General features: G+C 62.9%; 16 protein-coding genes. 5 read left to right on the top strand and 11 right to left on the bottom strand.

Annotated features, from left to right (window positions below):
* Window position 1: 1 nt before the first annotated feature.
* From KW842_RS02085 to hmpA, 4 genes are all read right to left on the bottom strand, one after another.
* A complete protein-coding gene (locus KW842_RS02085) occupies window positions 2–727 on the bottom strand; it encodes an ABC transporter ATP-binding protein (protein WP_229223438.1) in 726 nt (241 codons plus the stop codon).
* A complete protein-coding gene (locus tag KW842_RS02090) occupies window positions 706–1,560 on the bottom strand; it encodes an ABC transporter permease (RefSeq protein ID WP_218302427.1) in 855 nt (284 codons plus the stop codon). The genes KW842_RS02085 and KW842_RS02090 overlap by 22 nt, the downstream gene beginning before the upstream one ends.
* Before the next feature lie 11 nt (window positions 1,561–1,571).
* A complete protein-coding gene (locus KW842_RS02095) occupies window positions 1,572–2,558 on the bottom strand; it encodes an aliphatic sulfonate ABC transporter substrate-binding protein (protein ID WP_218302428.1) in 987 nt (328 codons plus the stop codon).
* A gap of 94 nt (window positions 2,559–2,652) precedes the next feature.
* Window positions 2,653–3,834, bottom strand: a complete 1,182-nt coding sequence (hmpA, locus tag KW842_RS02100) for an NO-inducible flavohemoprotein (RefSeq protein ID WP_218302429.1) — start codon at window positions 3,832–3,834, stop codon at window positions 2,653–2,655.
* A gap of 147 nt (window positions 3,835–3,981) precedes the next feature.
* Here hmpA and KW842_RS02105 point away from each other — a divergent pair, with 147 nt between their 5' ends.
* Window positions 3,982–6,060, top strand: a complete 2,079-nt coding sequence (locus KW842_RS02105) for a TonB-dependent siderophore receptor (RefSeq protein ID WP_218302430.1) — start codon at window positions 3,982–3,984, stop codon at window positions 6,058–6,060.
* A 142-nt stretch (window positions 6,061–6,202) separates the two neighbouring features.
* Complete coding sequence (locus KW842_RS02110) at window positions 6,203–6,952, top strand: Crp/Fnr family transcriptional regulator (RefSeq protein WP_218302431.1); 750 nt, start codon at window positions 6,203–6,205, stop codon at window positions 6,950–6,952.
* A gap of 15 nt (window positions 6,953–6,967) precedes the next feature.
* Here KW842_RS02110 and KW842_RS02115 read toward each other — a convergent pair whose 3' ends face one another.
* On the bottom strand, window positions 6,968–7,195 hold the full coding sequence (locus KW842_RS02115; protein WP_218302432.1) for a hypothetical protein: 228 nt from the start codon (window positions 7,193–7,195) through the stop codon (window positions 6,968–6,970).
* A gap of 168 nt (window positions 7,196–7,363) precedes the next feature.
* Between KW842_RS02115 and KW842_RS02120 the strand changes: the two genes are divergently transcribed.
* The gene (locus KW842_RS02120; protein WP_218302433.1) at window positions 7,364–8,800 is read left to right on the top strand and encodes a SulP family inorganic anion transporter; all 1,437 of its coding nucleotides are present in this window, start codon (window positions 7,364–7,366) and stop codon (window positions 8,798–8,800) included.
* Window positions 8,801–8,890: 90 nt separating this feature from the next.
* On the opposite strand, the gene KW842_RS02125 is transcribed toward KW842_RS02120, so the two are convergent.
* From KW842_RS02125 to KW842_RS02150, 6 genes are all read right to left on the bottom strand, one after another.
* Window positions 8,891–11,185: a hypothetical protein gene (locus KW842_RS02125; protein ID WP_218302434.1), complete on the bottom strand. Its 2,295-nt coding sequence runs from the start codon at window positions 11,183–11,185 to the stop codon at window positions 8,891–8,893.
* Entirely contained in the window at window positions 11,182–11,901 is a 720-nt protein-coding gene (locus KW842_RS02130) for a DUF3142 domain-containing protein (protein WP_218302435.1), read from the bottom strand. Before KW842_RS02130 ends, KW842_RS02125 begins: the two co-directional genes overlap by 4 nt.
* A 50-nt stretch (window positions 11,902–11,951) precedes the next feature.
* On the bottom strand, window positions 11,952–13,391 hold the full coding sequence (locus tag KW842_RS02135; RefSeq protein WP_218302436.1) for a catalase: 1,440 nt from the start codon (window positions 13,389–13,391) through the stop codon (window positions 11,952–11,954).
* 131 nt (window positions 13,392–13,522) lie between these two features.
* Window positions 13,523–14,050, bottom strand: coding sequence for an OmpA family protein (locus KW842_RS02140; RefSeq protein ID WP_218302437.1), 528 nt, complete (start codon window positions 14,048–14,050; stop codon window positions 13,523–13,525).
* Window positions 14,051–14,165: 115 nt separating this feature from the next.
* The gene (locus KW842_RS02145) at window positions 14,166–16,340 is read right to left on the bottom strand and encodes a 3'-5' exonuclease (protein WP_218302438.1); all 2,175 of its coding nucleotides are present in this window, start codon (window positions 16,338–16,340) and stop codon (window positions 14,166–14,168) included.
* 3 nt (window positions 16,341–16,343) lie between these two features.
* A complete protein-coding gene (locus KW842_RS02150; RefSeq protein WP_218302439.1) occupies window positions 16,344–17,471 on the bottom strand; it encodes a LacI family DNA-binding transcriptional regulator in 1,128 nt (375 codons plus the stop codon).
* A gap of 188 nt (window positions 17,472–17,659) precedes the next feature.
* Here KW842_RS02150 and KW842_RS02155 point away from each other — a divergent pair, with 188 nt between their 5' ends.
* Window positions 17,660–18,910: an Hsp70 family protein gene (locus tag KW842_RS02155; RefSeq protein WP_218302440.1), complete on the top strand. Its 1,251-nt coding sequence runs from the start codon at window positions 17,660–17,662 to the stop codon at window positions 18,908–18,910.
* A gap of 3 nt (window positions 18,911–18,913) precedes the next feature.
* Window positions 18,914–19,537, top strand: coding sequence for a PolC-type DNA polymerase III (locus tag KW842_RS02160; protein WP_218302441.1), 624 nt, complete (start codon window positions 18,914–18,916; stop codon window positions 19,535–19,537).
* Window positions 19,538–19,576 lie beyond the last annotated feature (39 nt).

A 19,576-nucleotide genomic window follows, 5' to 3' on the forward strand; every position in this document is an offset into this window, starting at 1 on the left:
CTCAGACGTGCAGGCTTTGCAGGATGGACGCTTTCAGCTGGGCGGCTTCGATGTCGCCACGCTGGCGCGGCGCCGGGCCGGGATGGAATTCGGTCAGCCCACCGTCCAGAAGCACCACGCGGTCGCTCAGGTAGAGCGCCTCGTCGATATCGTGCGTGACCAGCAGCACAGTGAGCTTGTGTTCGTAGGCGACTTTGAGCAGCAGGTCCTGCAGCTTCATGCGGGTGAAGGCGTCAACGGCGGAAAAGGGTTCGTCCAGCAGCAGCACGCGCGGTTGCGTGAACAGTCCGCGCGCGATGGCGGCGCGCTGCGCCTGTCCGCCGGACAGCTGTTTCGGCAGTGCTGCGGCGTGATCCTGCAAGCCGACTTCGGACAGCAGTCGTGTGACCAGCCGTTGCGTAGACAGCGCGTTGCCGCTGTCGAAGGCGACGTTTTCCGCGACGCTCAGCCATGGAAACAGGCGTGGCTCCTGGAAGATAACGCCGATATCGCGGCTGACGCCATGCAATGGCTTGCCATCCAGTTTGACCTCACCGCTGAAATCCCGGTCCAGTCCCGAGGCAATCGACAGCAGGCTGCTTTTGCCGCAGCCGCTGGCGCCGATCAGGCTGACGATTTCGCCTTCCTGCAATTGCAGGCGCAGATCGCGCAGGACAAGGCGTGTGCCGTAGCGTTTTTCCCTGACGTGGATGTCGATGGCGATGCTCATGCGTAGCTGTCGCGCCATGCCAGGCTGCGTTTTTCGATGGCAGCCATCAGGCTGTCGCTGATCTTGCCGAGGATGGCCAGCAGCGCGATTGCCGCCAGTACGATATCGGCGCGGCTGGTTTCGCGTCCGTCCGATAAGAGATAGCCGAGACCCCGGCTGGCGGCGATCAGCTCCGCCGCCACCATGAACATCCAGGCCAGACTAAGGCCATTGCGCAAACCGGTAAGGATGGCAGGCAGCGCGGCCGGCAGCAGCACGCGCCTGGTCAGCGCGACACTGGATAATCGGTATAGCCGCGCCACCTCGATCAGCTTGCGGTCCACGCCGCGTATGCCGGACGCCACGCCCATGTAGACCGGGAAGAAGGCGCCGATCGCGATCAGCACGATCTTCGGCGCTTCATCAATGCCCAGCCAGAGTAGCAATAGCGGCACCCACGCCAGCGAAGGAATGGCGCGCAGCGCCTGGAAAGTCGGATCCAGCAGCGCTTCGGCATGGCGGCTCAAGCCGACCGCCGCACCCAGCAACACTGCCAGCGCCGCGCCAGCGGTGAAGCCCAGCGCCACCCGCGCCGTGCTGGCGCCGATGTGGCCTGGCAGTCCTTGTGCGCCCAGGTCGCGCAGCGTGTCGATAATCTGTGACGGGGCGGGCAGCAGATTGGCCGGAATCAGTCCGGCGCGCACCGCCAGCTCTAGCGCCGCCAGTGCCGTTACCGGCAGCAGCAAACCGAGTAAGGCGCGCCGCCAATGCCGGCCTGCTGGCGGTCGCGGGCTCGCCGGCGCCGCGCTTTCCGCAGCGTGCAGGTTTGCCGGCAAGGCGGGCGATGACGATGCGGCCAACTGACTGCTCATGGCGAGGACTCCTAGGCCCGCGCGATGTACTGCTGCGCGAAGCGGGTATCGATCAGTTCCGCAATGGCGCGATTCAGATCGGTATCGCGCTTGACCAGCGCTTCATCCTTCAGGATAGGGGCTGCCACCTGCAAGGCCTTGACATGCTCGCTGCCCGGCTGCGGATTACTGAAATCGCTGCGCAGCTTCACTTGCAATAGCGCCACAGGCAGCGACACCTTGGCCTCTTCAGACAGGATTTTCGCCGCTTCGGAAGGATGGGCCCGTATCCAGGCGCGCGCCTTCTCATAAGCCTTGATCACGCGCGCCACTTCGGCGGGGCGGGTGGCCAGGAAGTCCTCGCGCACGTTGAGGAAGCCATAGGTGTTGAAGGCGACGTTACGGTAGATGAGTTTCGAGCCGTTTTCCAGCTCGCTGGCCGCCATGTGCGGATCAAGCCCGGCCCAGGCATCCACCTTGCCTTGTTCCAGCGCGGCGCGGCCATCGGCGTGTTGCAGGCTGACGTGTTCAATATCGCTGCGCTTCAAGCCTGCCGTCTGCAAGGCGCGCAGCAGGAACAGATAGGGGTCGGTGCCCTTGGTTGCGGCCACCTTCTTGCCCTTCAGGTCAGCGATGCTGCGGATGTTGGAATCCTTGCCCACCACCAGCGCAGTCCATTCGGGACGCGAGAAAATATACGGCGTCTTGATCGGATTGCCGTTGGCCTTGGCCAGCAGCGCCGCCAGGCCGGCGGACGAACCGATATCGATGCTGTTGGCGTTCAGGTACTCCAGCGCGCGGTTGCTGCCGGCGCTGAGCACCCAGCGGACCTGCACGCCGTCGGCCTTGAATTCATCTTCCAGCCAGCCGAAGCGCTTCAGCACCAGGCTTGCCGGCGAATAGTAAGCGTAGTCCAGCCGCAGTTCCTTGAGCGGCGCCGCGACCACCAGCGATACGGGAGCCAGGCCGGAGAGGGCGGCGCTGCCGGCCGCCAGTTTCAACAGAGTTCTGCGCTTCATGTTTTCCCAAAGTCAGGCGTGAATACGGAAAGTATTACATCCACACCCGACTTGGTACACGAAGATATCCGGCTTTACTTAGTTGAAAACCGCATCAGGCCAGCGCTTCCGCCGGGCCGAAGAACTCATAGTAGGTCTGCGACTGCGGCACGCCCAGCTCCGCCAGGTGCGACTTGATCGCCTTCATGAACGGTGTCGGTCCGAGGAAGTAAGCTTCCACGTCGCGCGTCTGCGGCATCCACTTGCTCAACTGCTCAGGATTCAGATACCCAGTCGCGTGCGCGCGCGTGTCCTGCGCGTCGGCCTTCTCGTAGCAGTAGAAGCGTTGCAGCTGCGGGTGCTGGTCGGCCAGTGCGTCGATGTGATCGCGGAAGGCGTGCACTCCGGCGTGGCGCGCCGCGTGGATGAAGTGCACCGGGCGGTTGCTGGTCAGCGCTTCGGTCAGCATCGCCAGCGTTGGCGTGATGCCGACGCCGCCGCTGATCAGCACCAGCGGCTTGTCGTTATCGGTCAGCACAAACTCGCCGGAAGGCGGGAACACCTCGATGCTGTCGCCCACCCGCACCTGATCGTGCAGGAAGTTCGACACCAGGCCGCCCGGTTCGCGCTTGACGCTGATGCGGTAGGTCTGTCCGTTCGCCACGGCGGACAGAGAGTACTGACGGCGCTGGGGGTTGCCGCTGACATCGACATTGATGCCGATGTACTGGCCGGGCTTGTGCAGCGCGATCTTGCCGCCATCGGCCGGCGCCAGCACGAAGGAGGTGATTTCATCGCTTTCCACGGTCTTCGACGCGACCTTGAATGCGCGGCCACCGCGCCAGCCGCCTTCGGCCTGCTGGTTTTCCTGATAGATGTTTTCTTCCGCGCCGATCAGGATATCGGCCAGTTGGCCGTAGGCTGCACCCCAGGCGTCGATCACCGCGTCGGTGGCGATTTCTTCGCCCAGCACTTCGCGGATCGCTTTCAGCAGCGCGGCGCCAACCACCGGATAGTGCTCCGGTTGAATCTGCAGCGATACGTGCTTGTTAATGATGGTGTTGACCAGCGGGCCCAGATTCTCCAGCTTCTCGATATTTTTTGCGTACATCAGGACCGCGTTGGCCAGTGCGCGCTGCTGCGTGCCTTCGTGTTGATTGGCCTGATTGAACAGCGGCGTGACGTGCGGCGAATCGCGGAACATGGATTTGTAGAAATGGCGGGTCAGGGCTTCGCCGCCTTGTTCAAGCAATGGAACGGTGGCGGTAATAATGGCTTTGTGTTCGGTGCTAAGCATGGTTTTTTCTGTCGGTTGTGGGTGGAATCAAAAAAGAAGTATAACATATGAATGTTTAATCCGCTTGGCTCGCCGCAAACCCATCTGGAAATTGAGAATGAGAAGTGTTATCATTCAAAGTTATTAATCTATAATAACTATCATCACATGACCACGTACTTCTCGACACTCGCTCCATTCAAACTGACCGCGCTGGCTGGCGCGGTTGCCCTGCTGATGGCGCCAACCGCGCTGCACGCCCAGCAAACCGACGACACGCCGATGGAATCGATCCAGGTATCTGGCAGCTGGCTGGGCTCCGGCTTGCAAAACAGCGTCAAAAACTTTGCCGGGGCCCGCACCGTTATCGGCAAGGAAGCGATTGAAGAAAGCGGCGCCGCCAATATCGGCGACGTGCTGCGCCGGATTCCGGGCGTGCAATCGACCGATAACTCCGGCACTGCCGGCAGCGCCATCTCGCTGAACATCGGCATCCGCGGCCTGACCGGCCGCTATTCGCCGCGCTCGACCGTGCTGCTGGACGGCATTCCGCTGGCGGTGGCGCCGTATGGCCAGCCGCAGCTGTCGTTCGCACCGGTAAGCCTGAACAATGTGGAGTCGATCGACGTCGTGCGTGGCGGCGGCGCGGTGCGCTACGGTCCGCAAAACGTCGGCGGCATCATCAACTTCCGCAGCCGTGCGATTCCGGAAGGCGAGGGCATCCACGGCGACGCCAGCGTGCGCTATAACGACTTCGGCGAAGGCGGCGCCAACCGCCAGTACAGCGCGTTTGCCGGCGGCACCGCCAGCAACGGCTTCGGCCTGGCGCTGATGTACTCGGGCATGGAAGGGCAGGAATGGCGCGTGGGCAGCGACGAGAAAGTCAACGACGTCGCGCTGAAATGGCGCTACCCGCTGAACAGCCACAGCGAGGTATACGGCAAAGTCTCGTACTACGACGTCAAATCGCAAACGCCGGGCGGCCTGACGGTGGCGCAATACAACGCCAACCCGTTCCAGAACACCCGTCCAAGCGACTTCTGGAGCGGCGACCGCAAAGGCGCGGACATCGGCTACCTGAACACCATCTCGGCCACGCAGGAATTTGAAGTCAAGGCCTACTACAACGAAAGCTTCCGCCAGAGCGCCCTGATCAATGCTGCCCGGACCCAGATCACCTGGCAGCCGCGCAACTACAAAACGCTGGGCGTGGAGCCGCGCTACACGCAGCGCTTCAGCACTGGCGGCCTGACGCATGACGTCACCTTCGGCTACCGTTTCCTGCGCGAGCGCGGCGACGACAACAGCTACATCCAGACCGTATCAACCGGCGTGAATGGCGCGACCACCAGCTTCCTCAACAGCACCGATGCGCACGCGGCCTACATCGACGACCGCATCGCGCTGGGCCATTGGCGCATCACGCCGGGCGTGCGCTACGAGAAAATCAGCTCGACGCGCGACGACATCGCCGGCAAATCGCGCTTCGAAAGCGACAACAACAAGGCGCTGCCTTCGCTGAACGTGGCCTACCTGGTCAACCGCGCGCTGACAGTGTTCGTCAACTACACCACCTCGTTTGGCGCGGTGCAGAATACCCAGCTGAACTCGCAGACGCCGACCAATCCGCTGAAGCCGGAGCTGGCGAAAACGGCGGAGCTGGGCGCGCGCTGGAAGTCCGGCTCGGTCAGTGCAGAAGTCACCGCCTTCCAGCTGAAGTTCGACAACCAGATCGCGCAAGTGCCGGGCATCACGCCGGCGACCTTCCAGAACATCGGCGCGACCAAGCACGACGGCCTGGAAACCGCGCTGGACTACAGCTTTGACGATGCCAGCGCGCTGGCCGGGCTGAACCTCTACGCCAACTACACCTACACCAAGGCGATCCAGGACTCGGGCGCGACGGCGGGTCTGGACGTGCCGTTCTACTCGCGCAACACCGACACGGTCGGCGCGCGCTACCGCGTTGGCGCGTGGACGGCCAACCTGTCCAGCACCCACCAGACCAAGCAATACTCCGACACCGCCAACACGGTGGCGGAGGCGGCCAGCGGCGGCGCCGGCATGATACCGGGCTTCCGCCTGTGGAATGCGCAGCTGTCGTGGAAGCAGCCGTCCTACGAAGTCGCGGCCGGCGTCAACAACATCGCCGACAAGCGCTACTACACCCGCAACGTCGACGGCAACGCCGGCCGCATGGTCGGCGCCCCCCGCACCGCCTACCTGCAACTCCGCCTCGCCTACTGACCCCGGATTAGGACGTAGGACTAAGATGACATTTTGCAATGTTCGCTGCCTACATAGGACTACAAAGTGGTCCTATACCGCTGGCTTAGGCCGATGGCTATAGTGTCTACATCAACCAGACAGACACTTATAGAGGCACACCATGAACGCAATCCATACCGCCCCAGCTACCCAACAGACCGTCAGCCTGATCGGCGCGCAACAGAATGATTTGCTGCGCGCATTGTCGCGTGATGATCTGCTCGCCCTGTTTGGCGACCTGGAATTGGTGACGTTGCCAGAAGGTAAGCATCTGTTTGATTACGGCGATACCGTTGAATACACCTACTTCCCGACCAACGCCATCGTCTCGCTGCAATATGTGATGGAAGACGGCGCGACCACCGAAATCGCCGTTGTCGGCCGCGAAGGCGTGGTCGGTGTCGCGCTGCTGCCTACCGAGCGCGCCAGCTACGCCGCCGTGGTGCAAACCGCCGGCTATGGCTATCGCCTGAAAACCTCGATGCTGCGCGAAGTGTTCTACGCCGGTGGTCCTCTGGCCCAGCAACTGATGCGCTACACCAGCATGATGTTCGCCCAGTTGGCGCAAAGCGTGGCCGGCAGCCGTCATACCAGCATCGAGCAGAAACTGTGCCGCTGGCTGCTGGAACGCCTGGACCGTTCGCTGTCCAATGAGCTGAAAGTGACCCAGGAGATGATCGCCAATATGCTGGGTGTGCGCCGCGAAAGCATCACCGGCGCGGCCGGCAAGCTGGCTCAGGAAGGCCTGATTACCTACCGCCGCGGCCTGGTGACCGTGCTGGATCGGGATAGCATGGAGCGCCGCGCAGGCAGCTGCTACCAAGGCCGCGTCAATCACACGGCATCGGCCCAGCAACGTTACGCAGCGTAATAATAGAAGAGGAAGTTAGTGCAGGACGCGCGACGGCGGATTAATCAGGAAACCACCAAAATCCACCCGCGCCGGCAGACGCGACGCCAGGTCCTGGTCCAGTTTGCGTTGCACCAGTTTATGCCAGGCGCTGGCCCAGCGCGCCGCCAGCTGGGATTCTTCCGCCGAACGCGCGTACAGCGTTCTTTCCACGGCGAGTTTCTGGCGTTGCAGGGCGTAGCTGGCGGAGATCAGAGTAGTCATGGCGTAGTTTGACTGGCAAGTTAATCGAAGATGCGTTGCCATTGTGCCTTCGCCACGCCGGTTTTGAATGTGCGCCAGTTCACCCATAACGATGAGTAAACCCCGTCAACCGTGTAAAATGACCGGGCTGTTGCTTTTTCGTCCCGACTCTTTCCGGCTTTCCCCCTCATGAATTTCTCAAAAAACGCGCTGGCGGGCTTGACCACGTCCTTTGCGCTGGTGCCTGAGTGCATCGCTTTTGCACTGGTTGCACACCTCAATCCGCTGGTCGGCCTGTATGGCGCGTTCTTTATTTGCACGATCACGGCAATTTTCGGCGGCCGTCCAGGCATGATTTCTGGTGCAGCTGGCTCGATGGCAGTGGTGATCGTGGCCCTGGTTGCCCAGCACGGCCTGCAATATTTCTTGGCCACGGTGGTGTTGAGCGGCCTGATCATGCTGCTGTTTGGTCTACTGCGGCTCGGCAAACTGGTGACCATGGTGCCGCATCCGGTGATGCTGGGCTTTGTCAACGGCCTGGCGATTGTCATCGCATGGTCGCAATTACAACATTTCAAGGTGGATGGCGGCTGGCTGCAAGGCGTCGCCATGGCCTGGATGTGCGGCCTGGTGCTGCTGACCATGGCGATTGTCTATGTGCTGCCGCGTCTAACCAAGGCCTTGCCGCCGGCGCTGGTCGCCATCGTCGGCGTCGGCGTGTTGTCGGCTATCTTGCATCTGCCGGTGCGCACGCTGGGTGACATGGCGCATATCGCCGGCGGTCTGCCATCCTTCGCTTTGCCCGAGGTGCCGCTGACGATGGAGACGCTGCGTATCGTGCTGCCATATGCCTTCCTGATGGCGATGGTAGGCCTGCTGGAAACCCTGCTGACCTTCAACCTGACCGACGAGATCACCGAAACGCGCGGCCTGCCGAATCGCGAGTGCGTGGCACTGGGCGTCGCCAATGTCACTTCCGGCCTGTTCGGCGGCATGGGCGGTTGCGCGATGATCGGCCAGACCATGATCAACCTGAGCTCCGGCGGCCGGACGCGCGTGTCCGGTGCAGTGGCGGGCGTGATGATACTGCTGTTTATCCTGTTCCTGTCGCCGTTGATCGAGCGGATTCCGCTGGCGGCGCTGGTTGGCGTGATGTTCGTGGTAGCGCAGGAAACCTTTGCCTGGGGCTCGCTGCGTGTACTGGGCAAGGTGCCGCGCCATGACGCGCTGCTGATCGTCGCGGTGACCGCAATTACCGTGGCCACCGATCTGGCGATGGCGGTGCTGTGCGGGATTATCATCGCTGCGCTGAGCTTCGCCTGGCGCCACGCACGCGATATTCGCGCCGAGGTGAGCAGCACCGGTGGCGTCAAAACCTATACGCCGCATGGCACGCTGTTCTTCGCGTCGATAGCGCATTTCAATGCGTTGTTCGATTTGTCAGATGATCCGCAACAGGTGGTGCTGGATTGCCGCCACCTGCGCCTGGTCGATCACTCCGCCGTGGTGGCGGTGGCCGTGCTGAGCGAGCGTTACGCAAAAGCCGGTAAGACGCTGCAGGTGCTGCACCTGTCCAAGCGCTGCGAAATGCTGCTGCAACGCTCGGGTGTGATGGCTACGGCATAAACTCGGCGTCCAGCAATTGGTCGATGGAGCAGGGCAGATCCGGCGGAAAAACATTTTGCTTCCGATCGTCATCGTAGCATTTGAGGCGGCTCAATAGAAATAAGGCGTCTTGCTTGCCCACTCGGTTTTGCCGTAGCGCTTGTGCAGCAGCGAGAAGGCGTTGCGGGACAGTGTCTTTGCATCCGCGTCCAGGCAACCGCCGCGTGTGGATTGCACGGTGACGTACAGCAGCCAGGGCAGCATCGGATCGTTGGGTTGCGCCTTGGCGCGCGCCATCACCGCGTCGCCGATGTAGCCGGTGGCGGTTTTCAGCGCGCCAAGCTGCGCCAGTTCCTTGTCGCGCACGGCGGTGTTGCCCAGTTCCGGCATCGGCAGCGAATCTTCCGCATCAGTGTTTTCCATGTAGCCCGCGCCAGCTTTGGACGGCATTTTGCACCACATATCGGCGCGGGTTTCTTCCTGGCCGCGTGGCTGGTCTGCCAGCGCATAGCTCTGAAACACCGGCGACATGCCGTAGTTCAGCGCGCTGACCATCAGCGTGTGATGGCGCTCTGGCGCGGTGGCTAGTTTGCGGTACTGTGCTGCGGCACTCGCCAATGCCGGCGCCATTTTCTCTACCTGATTTGAGGCCGACAGCGCCGCTTCCTGCTGGCCCAGCAGGTCGAAGCGCATCCACGCGGCGCTGGCGATACGCGCGCGCCATGCCGCCGGCAGTTCGGACTGCGTGGCTACACTGAGCAAGTCTGCGGCGGACAGGCCGCTGTTCAGCCAGCGCTGGCCGTCGGCTGCGATATCGACATTGGCGATGCGGTTCTTCGCCAGTTCGCCGGTATCGGCATCCAGGTCGATGGCCTGGGTGCGCAGCAGGTATTTGGCCGCATCGGCAGGCGAGGTAGCGACTGCAAAGCGCTCCTGCAGGAACAGGTTGCGCGCGCTGCTGGATTGGGTGCTGGACAGCACTGGGCTGGCCAGCACGGCGTCGCTCAATGCGCGTGCTTTGTCGGCGCGACCGGCCAGGCGATTGTGACGCACCAGCGCCCGGCGCAGCGTCAGATATTCAGGTGCGCTGGCCGGCGCTTGCAGCGCGGCTTGCTCCTGCTCGGGCGTCAGCTTCGCAGAGAGCAGGGCGCTTGCCATCAGCCAGACGCGCGCTTGCGGCTTGCTGCCCTGTTTGACATAGCGCTGCCACTGCGCCAGCGCATGCGCCTGATCGCCTTGCTGTACGGTGACGATCCAGTCGACGAAATCAGCGCTGTTGCGCACATCGCTGCGCACCGGCGCGTGCAGCAGATCGTCGGCCAGCACGCGCCAGTCACCAAGGTGGTCGTCGGTGTACGGATTGGCGCGCGGGTCATCAAGCAGCTTGCTCAATTCCGCAAAACGCAAAGCCGGGGTGAGGTAGACCTGCATCGAACGGCCGATGGCGCGCGAGGCTTCGTGCAGCGGCGCCAGCGCGGGATCGGCCAGGATGTGCGCGATGCTGGCCTGGATACCCGCCAGTTTTTTCTGCTGCGTCGCCTGCCTGGCCGCCGCCGCTTCCGGCTCTTCGGCGCGGATCGCCTGGGCTTCCTTCCAGCGCTGCTCCTCCGGCATGTAGACCGCCGCGCGGGCCTGCGCGCGCAGGCTCAGATACTCGCCCCAGCCACGCAGTGGATGCTTGTCGGTCGCGCCGATGGCGGCAAACAGCTTGGCGGCACGCGCGTAGTCTTCGCTGTAGAAGGCTGCTGACGCCACTTGATACTGCTGCATCTGGCGCCAATACAGCGCTTCGGACGCGGGCAGTTCCACCGGTGGCGGAATCACCGGCTTCGGCCGCTCGTAGATGCTGCGCGTGGAGTCGGGATCGTCGCCGCAGGTTTTAAACACCTGCCGCTGCGAGCCTACCCATGCAGCCAGCCGTTCCGGCGTCGCGTCGCTACGCTTGGCCAGTGTATTGAGTGTCTCGATAGCGAAGCTGTAGCTGGTCAGCGGGCAGTTGATGTAGCCGTAGACCAGGCTATTGCCCGGCCTGGCCACTGGCACCGGTCGTTTGAGGGCGGCGCTGACTGCCAGCTCCCATTCCTTGTAGCCGCCCGCGCCCTCGGACGCATCCACCCAGCCACCGCGCCGATTGCCGATGGCGCGCAGCAGGCCTGCTTCCGCAGTCGGCGCTTGTTTTGCGGCGTCCGCGCCAAGCATCACGCTGCGCCAGGCCGAATACAGATAGAGGCGGTTGTAGCTGTTCATCACCACGCCCAGCTCTCCGCTGTCGTAGCGGGACAGCGCGATATCCGGTGCGCTGCGGTTGACGTAGGGATCGTAAGGCCCGCCGCCGCTGGCGTGTGCGGCGCTCACGCATGCAAGCGTGGCCGCAGCGGCAAGGGCGAGATGGAATCGGATCTTCATGGTGTACTCCTTGAAAGTGGCGGCAGGTCCGCGCCGTCGCGTTTCCACGCGTAGCGGTCGAACCAGTAGTTTTTGGCATAGCGCTTGTTGACCGCCGGCGCGAAAGCTTCCTGTGGCGAGAAGCCGGCGCTGCGCGCGCGGCAGCTGGCGTGCAGTGTGGCCGGTGAATGTTCCAGTATGTCGCGCATGGCCGCGCTGTCTTTGCCCATGCGGAAGAACATCGGCACCACTTCGTCGGCGGCCAGGTCGTCCAGCCATGCCGGCGAACGGCACCACCAGGCCAGCGCGGTGACGCTGAGTTTCAGCCGGGGCGGCAAGGCCGCGCGGATGTCTTGCACCAGGGAGCGGTAAAACACGCGCTGCGAGGGCTTGGCCTCCATGTCCAGCTGCACCCAGCCGGAGCTGCTGGCGGCTGCGGCGTCGAGCAGCGCGCTGATGATGATGGCGCGGCTTTGCTCGATGCGCGTGGGAGGATTGACGGTGCTGACTTCCACATGCAGCACCGGCGTGACCAGTGTCGCCGGTGGCAGCGCGGGCCAGCGCTTGCGCGGCCGCAGCAGGATGTCGTCGCCAGTGAGGAGGATATGCCGCTGCAGGACCGCCGCTTCATGCGTGGACCATGCGGGCAGGCGTGCTTCGTCCCACAACCATGCGGTGTGCTGCGCAAGCGCAGCGGCGGGACAGAGCAGCGTAAGAATCAGAAGAATAAACGGCATCGATACAATGAAGCGGCGTCAGACATCAGGCCGCCCCATTGTACCCTAGCTTACTTGCCTTCCAGTGCCGCGATGGCGGCGGCAACGCCGGCGCCGTAGGCCGGATCGGCCTGGGTGCAGTTGTCGATGTGACGCTGCTGCACCGGCTTCGACACGCCGTGGATGGCGCGCGCGGTGTTTTCAAACAGCAGCTGCTTCTTCTCGGCGGTCAGCAGGCGGAACAGGTTGCCGGGCTGCGAGTAGTAGTCGGTGTCGACGCGGTGATTCCAGTGGTCGGCCGCGCCCTCCAGCGTCAGCGGCGGTTCCTTGAACTGCGGGCTTTCCTGCCACTCGCCACGGCTGTTCGGCTCATACGGCGTCTGGCCGCCGCCATTCGGCGTCACGCGCATGGCGCCGTCGCGATGGTAGCTGTGGAATGGGCATTTCGGCGCATTCACCGGGATCTGGTGGTGGTTGACGCCGAGGCGGTAACGCGCCGCGTCGCCGTAGGAGAACAGCCGCGATTGCAGCATCTTGTCCGGCGAGAAGCTGACGCCGGGCACCACGTTGGCGGGCGAGAAGGCCGATTGCTCGACTTCGGCGAAGTAGTTTTCCGCGTTGCGGTTCAGTTCCAGCACGCCGACGTCGATCAGTGGATAGTCGCCATGCGGCCAGACCTTGGTCAGGTCGAACGGATGGTAAGGCACTTTGGAGGCATCGGCTTCCGGCATGATCTGCACCGCCAGTTTCCAGCACGGGAAGTCCTTGTTTTCGATTGCATCGAACAGGTCGCGCTGCGAGCTTTCACGATCAACGCCTACCAGCGCCGTTGCTTCGGCGTCGCTGAGGTTCTCGATGCCTTGCTGCGAAACGAAGTGGAACTTGACCCAGAAGCGCTCATTGGCGGCGTTGATGAAGCTGAAGGTATGGCTGCCGAAGCCGTGCATGTGGCGGTAGCCCTTCGGGATGCCGCGGTCGCTCATGACGATGGTCACCTGGTGCAGCGCTTCCGGCAGCAGGGTCCAGAAGTCCCAATTGTTCTCGGCACTGCGCAGATTGGTCTTCGGATCACGTTTGACGACGTGGTTCAGGTCCGGGAATTTCAGTGGGTCGCGGAAGAAGAACACCGGCGTGTTATTGCCGACCACGTCCCAATTGCCTTGTTCGGTGTAGAACTTGACGGCGAAACCGCGAATATCGCGTTCGGCGTCGGCCGCGCCGCGTTCACCGGCGACGGTGGAGAAGCGCATGAAGATATCGGTCTTCTTGCCGACCTCGGAGAACAGCGCCGCCTTGGTGTATCGGGTGATGTCGTGGGTGACGGTGAAGGTGCCGTGGGCGCCGGAACCTTTGGCGTGCATGCGGCGCTCGGGTATCACTTCGCGCGCGAAGTGGGCCAGCTTTTCCAGGTGCCATACATCTTGCAGCAGGACCGGGCCGCGTGGACCTGCGGTCTGGGTGTTTTGGTTGTCGACGACGGGAGCGCCGGCGGCAGTAGTGAGATTTTTCATGAAACTTCCTTCGCCTGTGTGGGATGAATGGAAACTTCCAGCATAACGACTACTACAGTTTTTTACCGCTCTCAAAAGAGAGAGTCACAATGAAAAACGCCCGGCATTGCCGGGCGTTTGATACGACTGAATTACTTGCTTGGGTAGACGATGTCGTCGCGACGGTCGTGCGCGCGGGCTGCGTCGTCGGTGCCGGAGACTTTCTCTTTACCGTACGATACGGCTTCCACTTGGCCTTCTTTCACGCCTTGTGCTTTCAGGGCGGTAGCCAGGGCTTGTGCGCGCTTCTGGCCCAGGGCCAGGTTGTATTCTGCGCCGCCGCGGTCATCGGTGTTGCCTTCGACTTTGATCGCTACGTTCGGGTTAGCCGACAGGAACTTGGCGTGATCAGCAACCAGTGCGTCGAATTCTGGCTTGACGGTGTACTTGTCGAAGTCGAAGAATACGCTACGGTTTTTGTAGATCGAGCTGTTTGGGTCCAGGTAAGCTGGCAGCGGTGCTGGTGCAGGCGCTGGTGCTGGTGCTGCAACCGGAGCTGGTGCTGGAGCTGGAGCTGGTGCTGGAGCTGGTGCCGGGGTTGGGGTCGGTGCTGGGGTCGAGCAAGCGCTCAGCAGAGCGATGGTGCAGGCTGCCAGCAGGATATTGGTTTTAGCTTTCATCGAAATTACTCCCGAATTGGTTTTGTTTGTGGGGGACACGCTAGGTGTGAGGCTGTTCCGCAGCCCGCGAGCGGTATTATATAAGGGTTTCCCTCTGAAATATTGGTGTCTTGCATTATTTTTTCAACCAAGATAAAAAAGGCGTCAAATCCATGTCGCCTTCGACGTACCAGGCACGGCGGGCGATGTCGAATTTTGCGCCCAGGGCCTTGACGTGGTCCTTGTCCTGGAAGCCGGCGGTTAAGTAGTAACGCGTAGATGGCGCGGCCGCTGGCGCACGCTGGTTGCGCTCGACGGCGGCTTCGGCGGCTGCTGAAGATTTAGGCAGTCGCATCTGCGCGATAAAGCCGCTGCGCTTGGCCGTGTCGGCTGGCGACAGCAGCGTCAAGCGTGCGCGGGCGCGGGTTGCTGCCACATAGAACAAATTTTCTTCTTCGCGCCGTGGCTGCGCCGGATGGGGGAATTCGCCGTCTTCCAGGAAGGCCAGGATCACGTGCTCGAACTCCTTGCCCTTGGCGTTGCCGGCGCATTCGATCAGCACCGACTTGCGGTCGCGCTTGCGGCGCACGAAGGCTTCGCGCGCGTTGACCGCGTTCCAGAACTCGCGCAGGCTTTGCTTTGAAGCGGTGGCCGCATCCAGCAGGCTGGCGATGGATTTGTGGATGACGCTGGCGTCGTAGGCGCGCACAAAGATGCGCCGCGCCGTTGCGGCCAGCTGCACGCGCTCACACAGTTCGGTCAGCACGGCGGCGGCCGGCGTGGCCGGATCTACCTCGGATAGCCAGGCCAGCGCGGCAATCACGGCGCGCTTGGTGCCGGTGCTGGCGACATCGCGGTAGCCTGGCTCGACGCCGTCGCGGCGCTCATCGTCGATCAGGAACAGCTCGCCCAGCAGGTCCGGGCTTTTCAGGATCTGCTGCTTGAAATTGTCCATGCTGCGCGCATGGAATTTCATTTCGCTGAAGGCGACCAGCGCATCCACGATGGCGACCCGTACCTGTTCCGACTTCACGGCGGCGAAATCCTTGAGCGCGATCGCCAGCAGGCCGCGCAGGAACAGGATCTCGTCGCGCTGAAGATAGCCGGCCATGGGCGGCGTGCGGTAGTCGATATCGGCCTCGATCAGCGCATTTTCGATGGCCATCGACTGGTGGCGGTCGCGGATCAGGATGGCGCAGCCGTCGTAGTTGTGGCCGTCGGCCTTCCACTGGCGCACGGCGGCCACTGCGCGTTCGGCGCAGCCGGCGGCGTCGTCATAGTGGGCTTGCAGGATCTCGGTACGCAATGGCAGGCCGGATTCCACCGGCTTTTGCTTGAACTCGGCCATGGCATAGGCCAGATGCGGGCCATGGCGCCAGGTCTGCGTCAGCGGATAGCGGACCAGCTTGGGGAAGCGCTCGGCAAAGCGGCGCGTCAGGTAAGCATCGCTGGCGCCCAGTTTGGCGTGGATGACCTGGTCCTTGTCGCCGGCGCCGACGAAGAAGCATTGCTGGCGGTCGATCAGCGCCTCAAGGATGCGGAAAGCTGCCTCGTTCAGGTCGTGCAGCTCGTCGCACAGCACCAGCCGGTAGTCCGGCAACTGCTCGGCCAGGCGGGCATTGGTGTGCAGATTGCACGCCAGGTCGTAGGTGGCGTCGAATGGGCCACGGAATACCGCGCCGGCGCCGCCATCCAGGCGCAAGGTTTCGTATTCGATGGTGGTCAGGTAGTCGGTCAGCGTGAGGCCTAAAATTTCGGCAGCTTCTTCCGGCGCCATGTATTCCACATCGGTTTCCAGCGCCATGGTGGCTTTCAGCGTCAGCTGCACTTCCAGGAATTGCGCCAGCGCCAGGCTGTGGGTATGCAGCTCCAGGCCATCGACCGTGCCGGCATAGCGCTCGCCGGCGCGGTCGATGGCTTGCAGCGCGTAGTCTTTCAGGGCGCGCGGATCGCGGCACTGGCGCACCTCGTCATTGTCGGCCAGGTCCATCATCCAGGCCGAGAAATCCTCGAAGCTCAGCACCGCGACGCGCTCCACCAGCGCCGCCGGGACGCCGATCTCCAGCAGGCGGCGGCGCAGCACGTCGCGCGCTTCAGGTGTGAAGGTCAGCGCCAGGATCTGTTCCGGCGCCAGTTTGCGCGCCAGTGCCTCGCCGATGCGCAAGGCCAGCGTGGTGGTCTTGGCGGCGCCGGCGTTGGCGTCGACCAGCACCACCTTGTTTTGCGCCAGTTGGATGGCGCGCTGCTCGGTGGTCGGGATCAGGCCTTGCGGGGTGAAGCGGGGTGTGTTGGTGAAATTCGGCTGGTTCATCCGCTACATTATAGCGACCGGCAGCCGCAAGCCGGTAGCGGCCAGGCCAGGCGTCGGCGTGCCGGCTGGAGTCAGGCGCGCGGTGGCGCCTTCGATGAACTGCGCGTTGAACACGCGTTTCTCGGTTTCCGTGTCGTGCTGGGCTATGCGGGCGCACAGCAGTTCCGCTGCCGCCGCCGCCATTTTCGGCATCGGCTGGCGCAGCGTGGTCAGGTTGTAGCTGATCCAGTTGGATGGCTCGACTGCATCAAAACCGGCCACCGAGAGCTGGCCTGGCACGTCCAGCCCCAGTTCGTGGCGGGCGCAATCGAGGCAGCCGATGGCCATCACGTCGCTGCCGCAGATGATGGCGTCCGGTACGCTGCCCAGTTGGGCGATGATGGCTTTCAAACCAATCGCGCCGCTGCGGTAATCGTATTCGCCAGGCACCACCACCGGCGTTGGCAGCCCCAGTTCGGCGATGCGCTCAACTGCGCCGTAGCGCCGTTCGCTGGCGACACTGGAATCCATATTGCCGCCGATGATGCCGAACTGGCGATGGCCGGCGGCGGCGAGGCGCGAGGCCAGCATGCGGCCGGCCTCCTTGTGGTCGCAGGTGACGATGTTGACCGAGTGGTCGCGCATGGTGCGGTTGAACAGCACCAGCGGCATGCGGCGGCGCTCGAATTCGGCGATATGTTCGTCGGACAGGCGGGCGGCGGCGATCACGCCATCCACCTGGAATTGCCAGACATCGGCCAGCACGCGGTCGACATCGGCCTCGCGTTGCAGCGTGAACAGCAGCAAGCGCTTGCCGCGCGCGGTGAATTGCTGGCTGACTTCGGCCAGCAGCTCGGGATAATAGAGATTGGCCTGGTTGGTGATAATCAGCGCCACCATATTCGAGCGGCGCGTGATCAGGCTGCGGGCTGCGGCGTTGGGGATGTAGTCGAGCAGGGCGGCCGCCTTCATCACCAGCGCATAGGTGGATTTGGAGACGCTGGCGCCCGGCTTGAAACAGCGCGACACTGCGGATTGCGATACCCCTGCCACCTGCGCCACGTCATACGAGGTTACTCGGCGATTCTCACTGGCGATCACCGCTCTCAGCTCGGTCGCGCAATGCTCAACTGTCAGCTTGGATTTGCTCATCGTCTGGAACGCAGGCCCATTGGTTTTTATATTAGTAAAACGAGCATAAATAAAAAATTACCGGATGGCAATAAATATCGTATTTCTGCAAAGAAATATCGCCACGGATGTGGCGCAGTTGCAATGTTTGCCGTAGCAGCGCTTTTTCTGATAAAATCCCGCCCCTTTACCTGAACGGAAGGGGCAAGATGTCCATCGCTTGCGGCGTCGATTTCGGCACGTCCAATTCCACCGTCGGCTGGGTGCGTCCCGGCCAGCCGGTGATGCTGGGACTGGAGGATGGCAAAACGACCTTGCCGTCCGTCGTCTTCTTTAATGCGGATGACGACCAGGTCACTTATGGCCGCGCCGCGCTGGCCGAGTACCTGGCTGGCTACGAGGGGCGCCTGATGCGGTCGATGAAAAGCCTGCTCGGCACCAGCCTGATCGACGGCCAGACCGAGGTCGGCGGCCGCGCGCTGCCGTTCCGCATGCTGCTGGCCCAGTTCATCGGCGAACTGAAACAGCGCGCCGAGCGCTCCGCCGGCCGTGAGTTCACCTCGGCCGTGTTCGGCCGCCCGGTCCATTTCATCGACGACAGCAAGGAAAACGACCAGCTGGCCGAAGACACGCTGGCTGAAGTGGCGCGCTCGGTCGGCTTCAAGGATATTTCCTTCCAGTTCGAACCGATCGCTGCCGCGTTCGACTACGAGTCGCAAATCGACCGCGAGGAACTGGTGCTGATCGCCGACATCGGCGGCGGCACGTCCGACTTTTCGCTGGTCCGCCTGTCGCCTGAGCGTGCCAAGAAGAGCGAGCGCCGCGACGACATTCTGGCCAACGGCGGCGTGCACATCGGCGGCACGGACTTCGATAAATACCTGAGCCTGTCCTCGGTGATGCCGCTGCTGGGCTACGGCAGCCGCCTGCGCAACAACAGCGAAGTGCCGTCCAGCTATTTCTTCAACCTGGCCACCTGGCACACCATCAACCAGGTCTACACCAAGAAAATGTGGACCCAGCTGTCCGACCTGCTGCGCGATTCGGCCGAGCAGGAAAAGCTGGGCCGCCTGCAACGCCTGATCGACGAGCGCGCCGGCCACTGGCTGGCGATGAAATCGGAAGAAGGCAAGATTGCCCTGTCCGGCGCCGAGCAAGTGCAGCTGGATCTGGATCGCCTGGCGCCGCCGGTGGTGCTGGAATTGAATCGCGCGCAGTTTGACGGCGCCATCGATCATCTGGTCGGCTCGGTGGAAAACACGGTGCTGGAGCTGTTGCGCGACGCCGGCGTCACGCCGCAGCAGGTGGATACGGTATTCTTCACCGGCGGTTCCAGCGGCGTGCGCAAGCTGCGCGAGCGCATCGGCGCGCTGGTGCCGTCTGCGCGCAAGGTCGAGGGCGACCTGTTCGGCAGCATCGGTGCCGGCCTGGCGCTGGACGCGGTGCGCAAGTTCGGATAAGCCATGCTCGACCAACCTATCGTCATGCTGGACTTTGAAACCACCGGGCTGACGCCGGTGCAGGGCGATCGCATCACCGAGGTGGCGGCGCTGCGCATCGTGGGCGGCCAGGTGGTCGAGCGTTATGTGTCGCTGGTGAATTGCGGCGTGCGCATTCCATCGTTTATTACCGGCCTGACCGGCATCACGCAATCGATGGTGGACCATGCGCCGCCGGCGGAGCAGGTGGTGCCGGAACTGCTGGACTTCATCGGCAGCGATCCGCTGTCCGCGCACAATGCCAGCTTTGACGAGAAGTTCCTGCGTGCCGAAGCCGCCAGGCTCGATCTGACGCCGCGCCATGCCGCGCTGGTGTGTTCGCTGAAACTGTCGCGCCGCGTGTTTCCGCAGCTGGGCAGCTACAAGCTGGGCCAGCTGTCGGGTTCTCTGGGAATCAAGTTCCTCGGCACGGCTCACCGGGCCGAGGCGGATGCCGAGGTCGCCGCGCAGCTGCTGATCCATATCGGCCAGCATCTGCGGTCGCGTTATGGCATCGGTCAGGTCGATACCGAGCTGCTGGTGTCGGTCAACAAACTGGCTGCCGCCAAAGTTCCCCAATTCCTGAAAAAACGCGGCCAACCCGTTTGACCGCCATCAAACCCTGACCGGGGACGCGTTTTACACTTC

Origin of the sequence: Duganella sp. sic0402 (genome assembly GCF_019219065.1) — a bacterium.
Taxonomy (GTDB): domain Bacteria; phylum Pseudomonadota; class Gammaproteobacteria; order Burkholderiales; family Burkholderiaceae_D; genus Rugamonas.

Bases quoted from the DNA above. Each gene is read 5' to 3' on its own strand.
- KW842_RS02085 (WP_229223438.1), bottom strand. From the start codon at position 727: ATGGCGCGACAGCTACGCATGAGCATCGCCATCGACATCCACGTCAGG.
- KW842_RS02090 (WP_218302427.1), bottom strand. From the start codon at position 1,560: ATGAGCAGTCAGTTGGCCGCATCGTCATCGCCCGCCTTGCCGGCAAAC.
- KW842_RS02095 (WP_218302428.1), bottom strand. From the start codon at position 2,558: ATGAAGCGCAGAACTCTGTTGAAACTGGCGGCCGGCAGCGCCGCCCTC.
- hmpA (WP_218302429.1), bottom strand. From the start codon at position 3,834: ATGCTTAGCACCGAACACAAAGCCATTATTACCGCCACCGTTCCATTG.
- KW842_RS02105 (WP_218302430.1), top strand. From the start codon at position 3,982: ATGACCACGTACTTCTCGACACTCGCTCCATTCAAACTGACCGCGCTG.
- KW842_RS02110 (WP_218302431.1), top strand. From the start codon at position 6,203: ATGAACGCAATCCATACCGCCCCAGCTACCCAACAGACCGTCAGCCTG.
- KW842_RS02115 (WP_218302432.1), bottom strand. From the start codon at position 7,195: ATGACTACTCTGATCTCCGCCAGCTACGCCCTGCAACGCCAGAAACTC.
- KW842_RS02120 (WP_218302433.1), top strand. From the start codon at position 7,364: ATGAATTTCTCAAAAAACGCGCTGGCGGGCTTGACCACGTCCTTTGCG.
- KW842_RS02125 (WP_218302434.1), bottom strand. From the start codon at position 11,185: ATGAAGATCCGATTCCATCTCGCCCTTGCCGCTGCGGCCACGCTTGCA.
- KW842_RS02130 (WP_218302435.1), bottom strand. From the start codon at position 11,901: ATGCCGTTTATTCTTCTGATTCTTACGCTGCTCTGTCCCGCCGCTGCG.
- KW842_RS02135 (WP_218302436.1), bottom strand. From the start codon at position 13,391: ATGAAAAATCTCACTACTGCCGCCGGCGCTCCCGTCGTCGACAACCAA.
- KW842_RS02140 (WP_218302437.1), bottom strand. From the start codon at position 14,050: ATGAAAGCTAAAACCAATATCCTGCTGGCAGCCTGCACCATCGCTCTG.
- KW842_RS02145 (WP_218302438.1), bottom strand. From the start codon at position 16,340: ATGAACCAGCCGAATTTCACCAACACACCCCGCTTCACCCCGCAAGGC.
- KW842_RS02150 (WP_218302439.1), bottom strand. From the start codon at position 17,471: ATGAGCAAATCCAAGCTGACAGTTGAGCATTGCGCGACCGAGCTGAGA.
- KW842_RS02155 (WP_218302440.1), top strand. From the start codon at position 17,660: ATGTCCATCGCTTGCGGCGTCGATTTCGGCACGTCCAATTCCACCGTC.
- KW842_RS02160 (WP_218302441.1), top strand. From the start codon at position 18,914: ATGCTCGACCAACCTATCGTCATGCTGGACTTTGAAACCACCGGGCTG.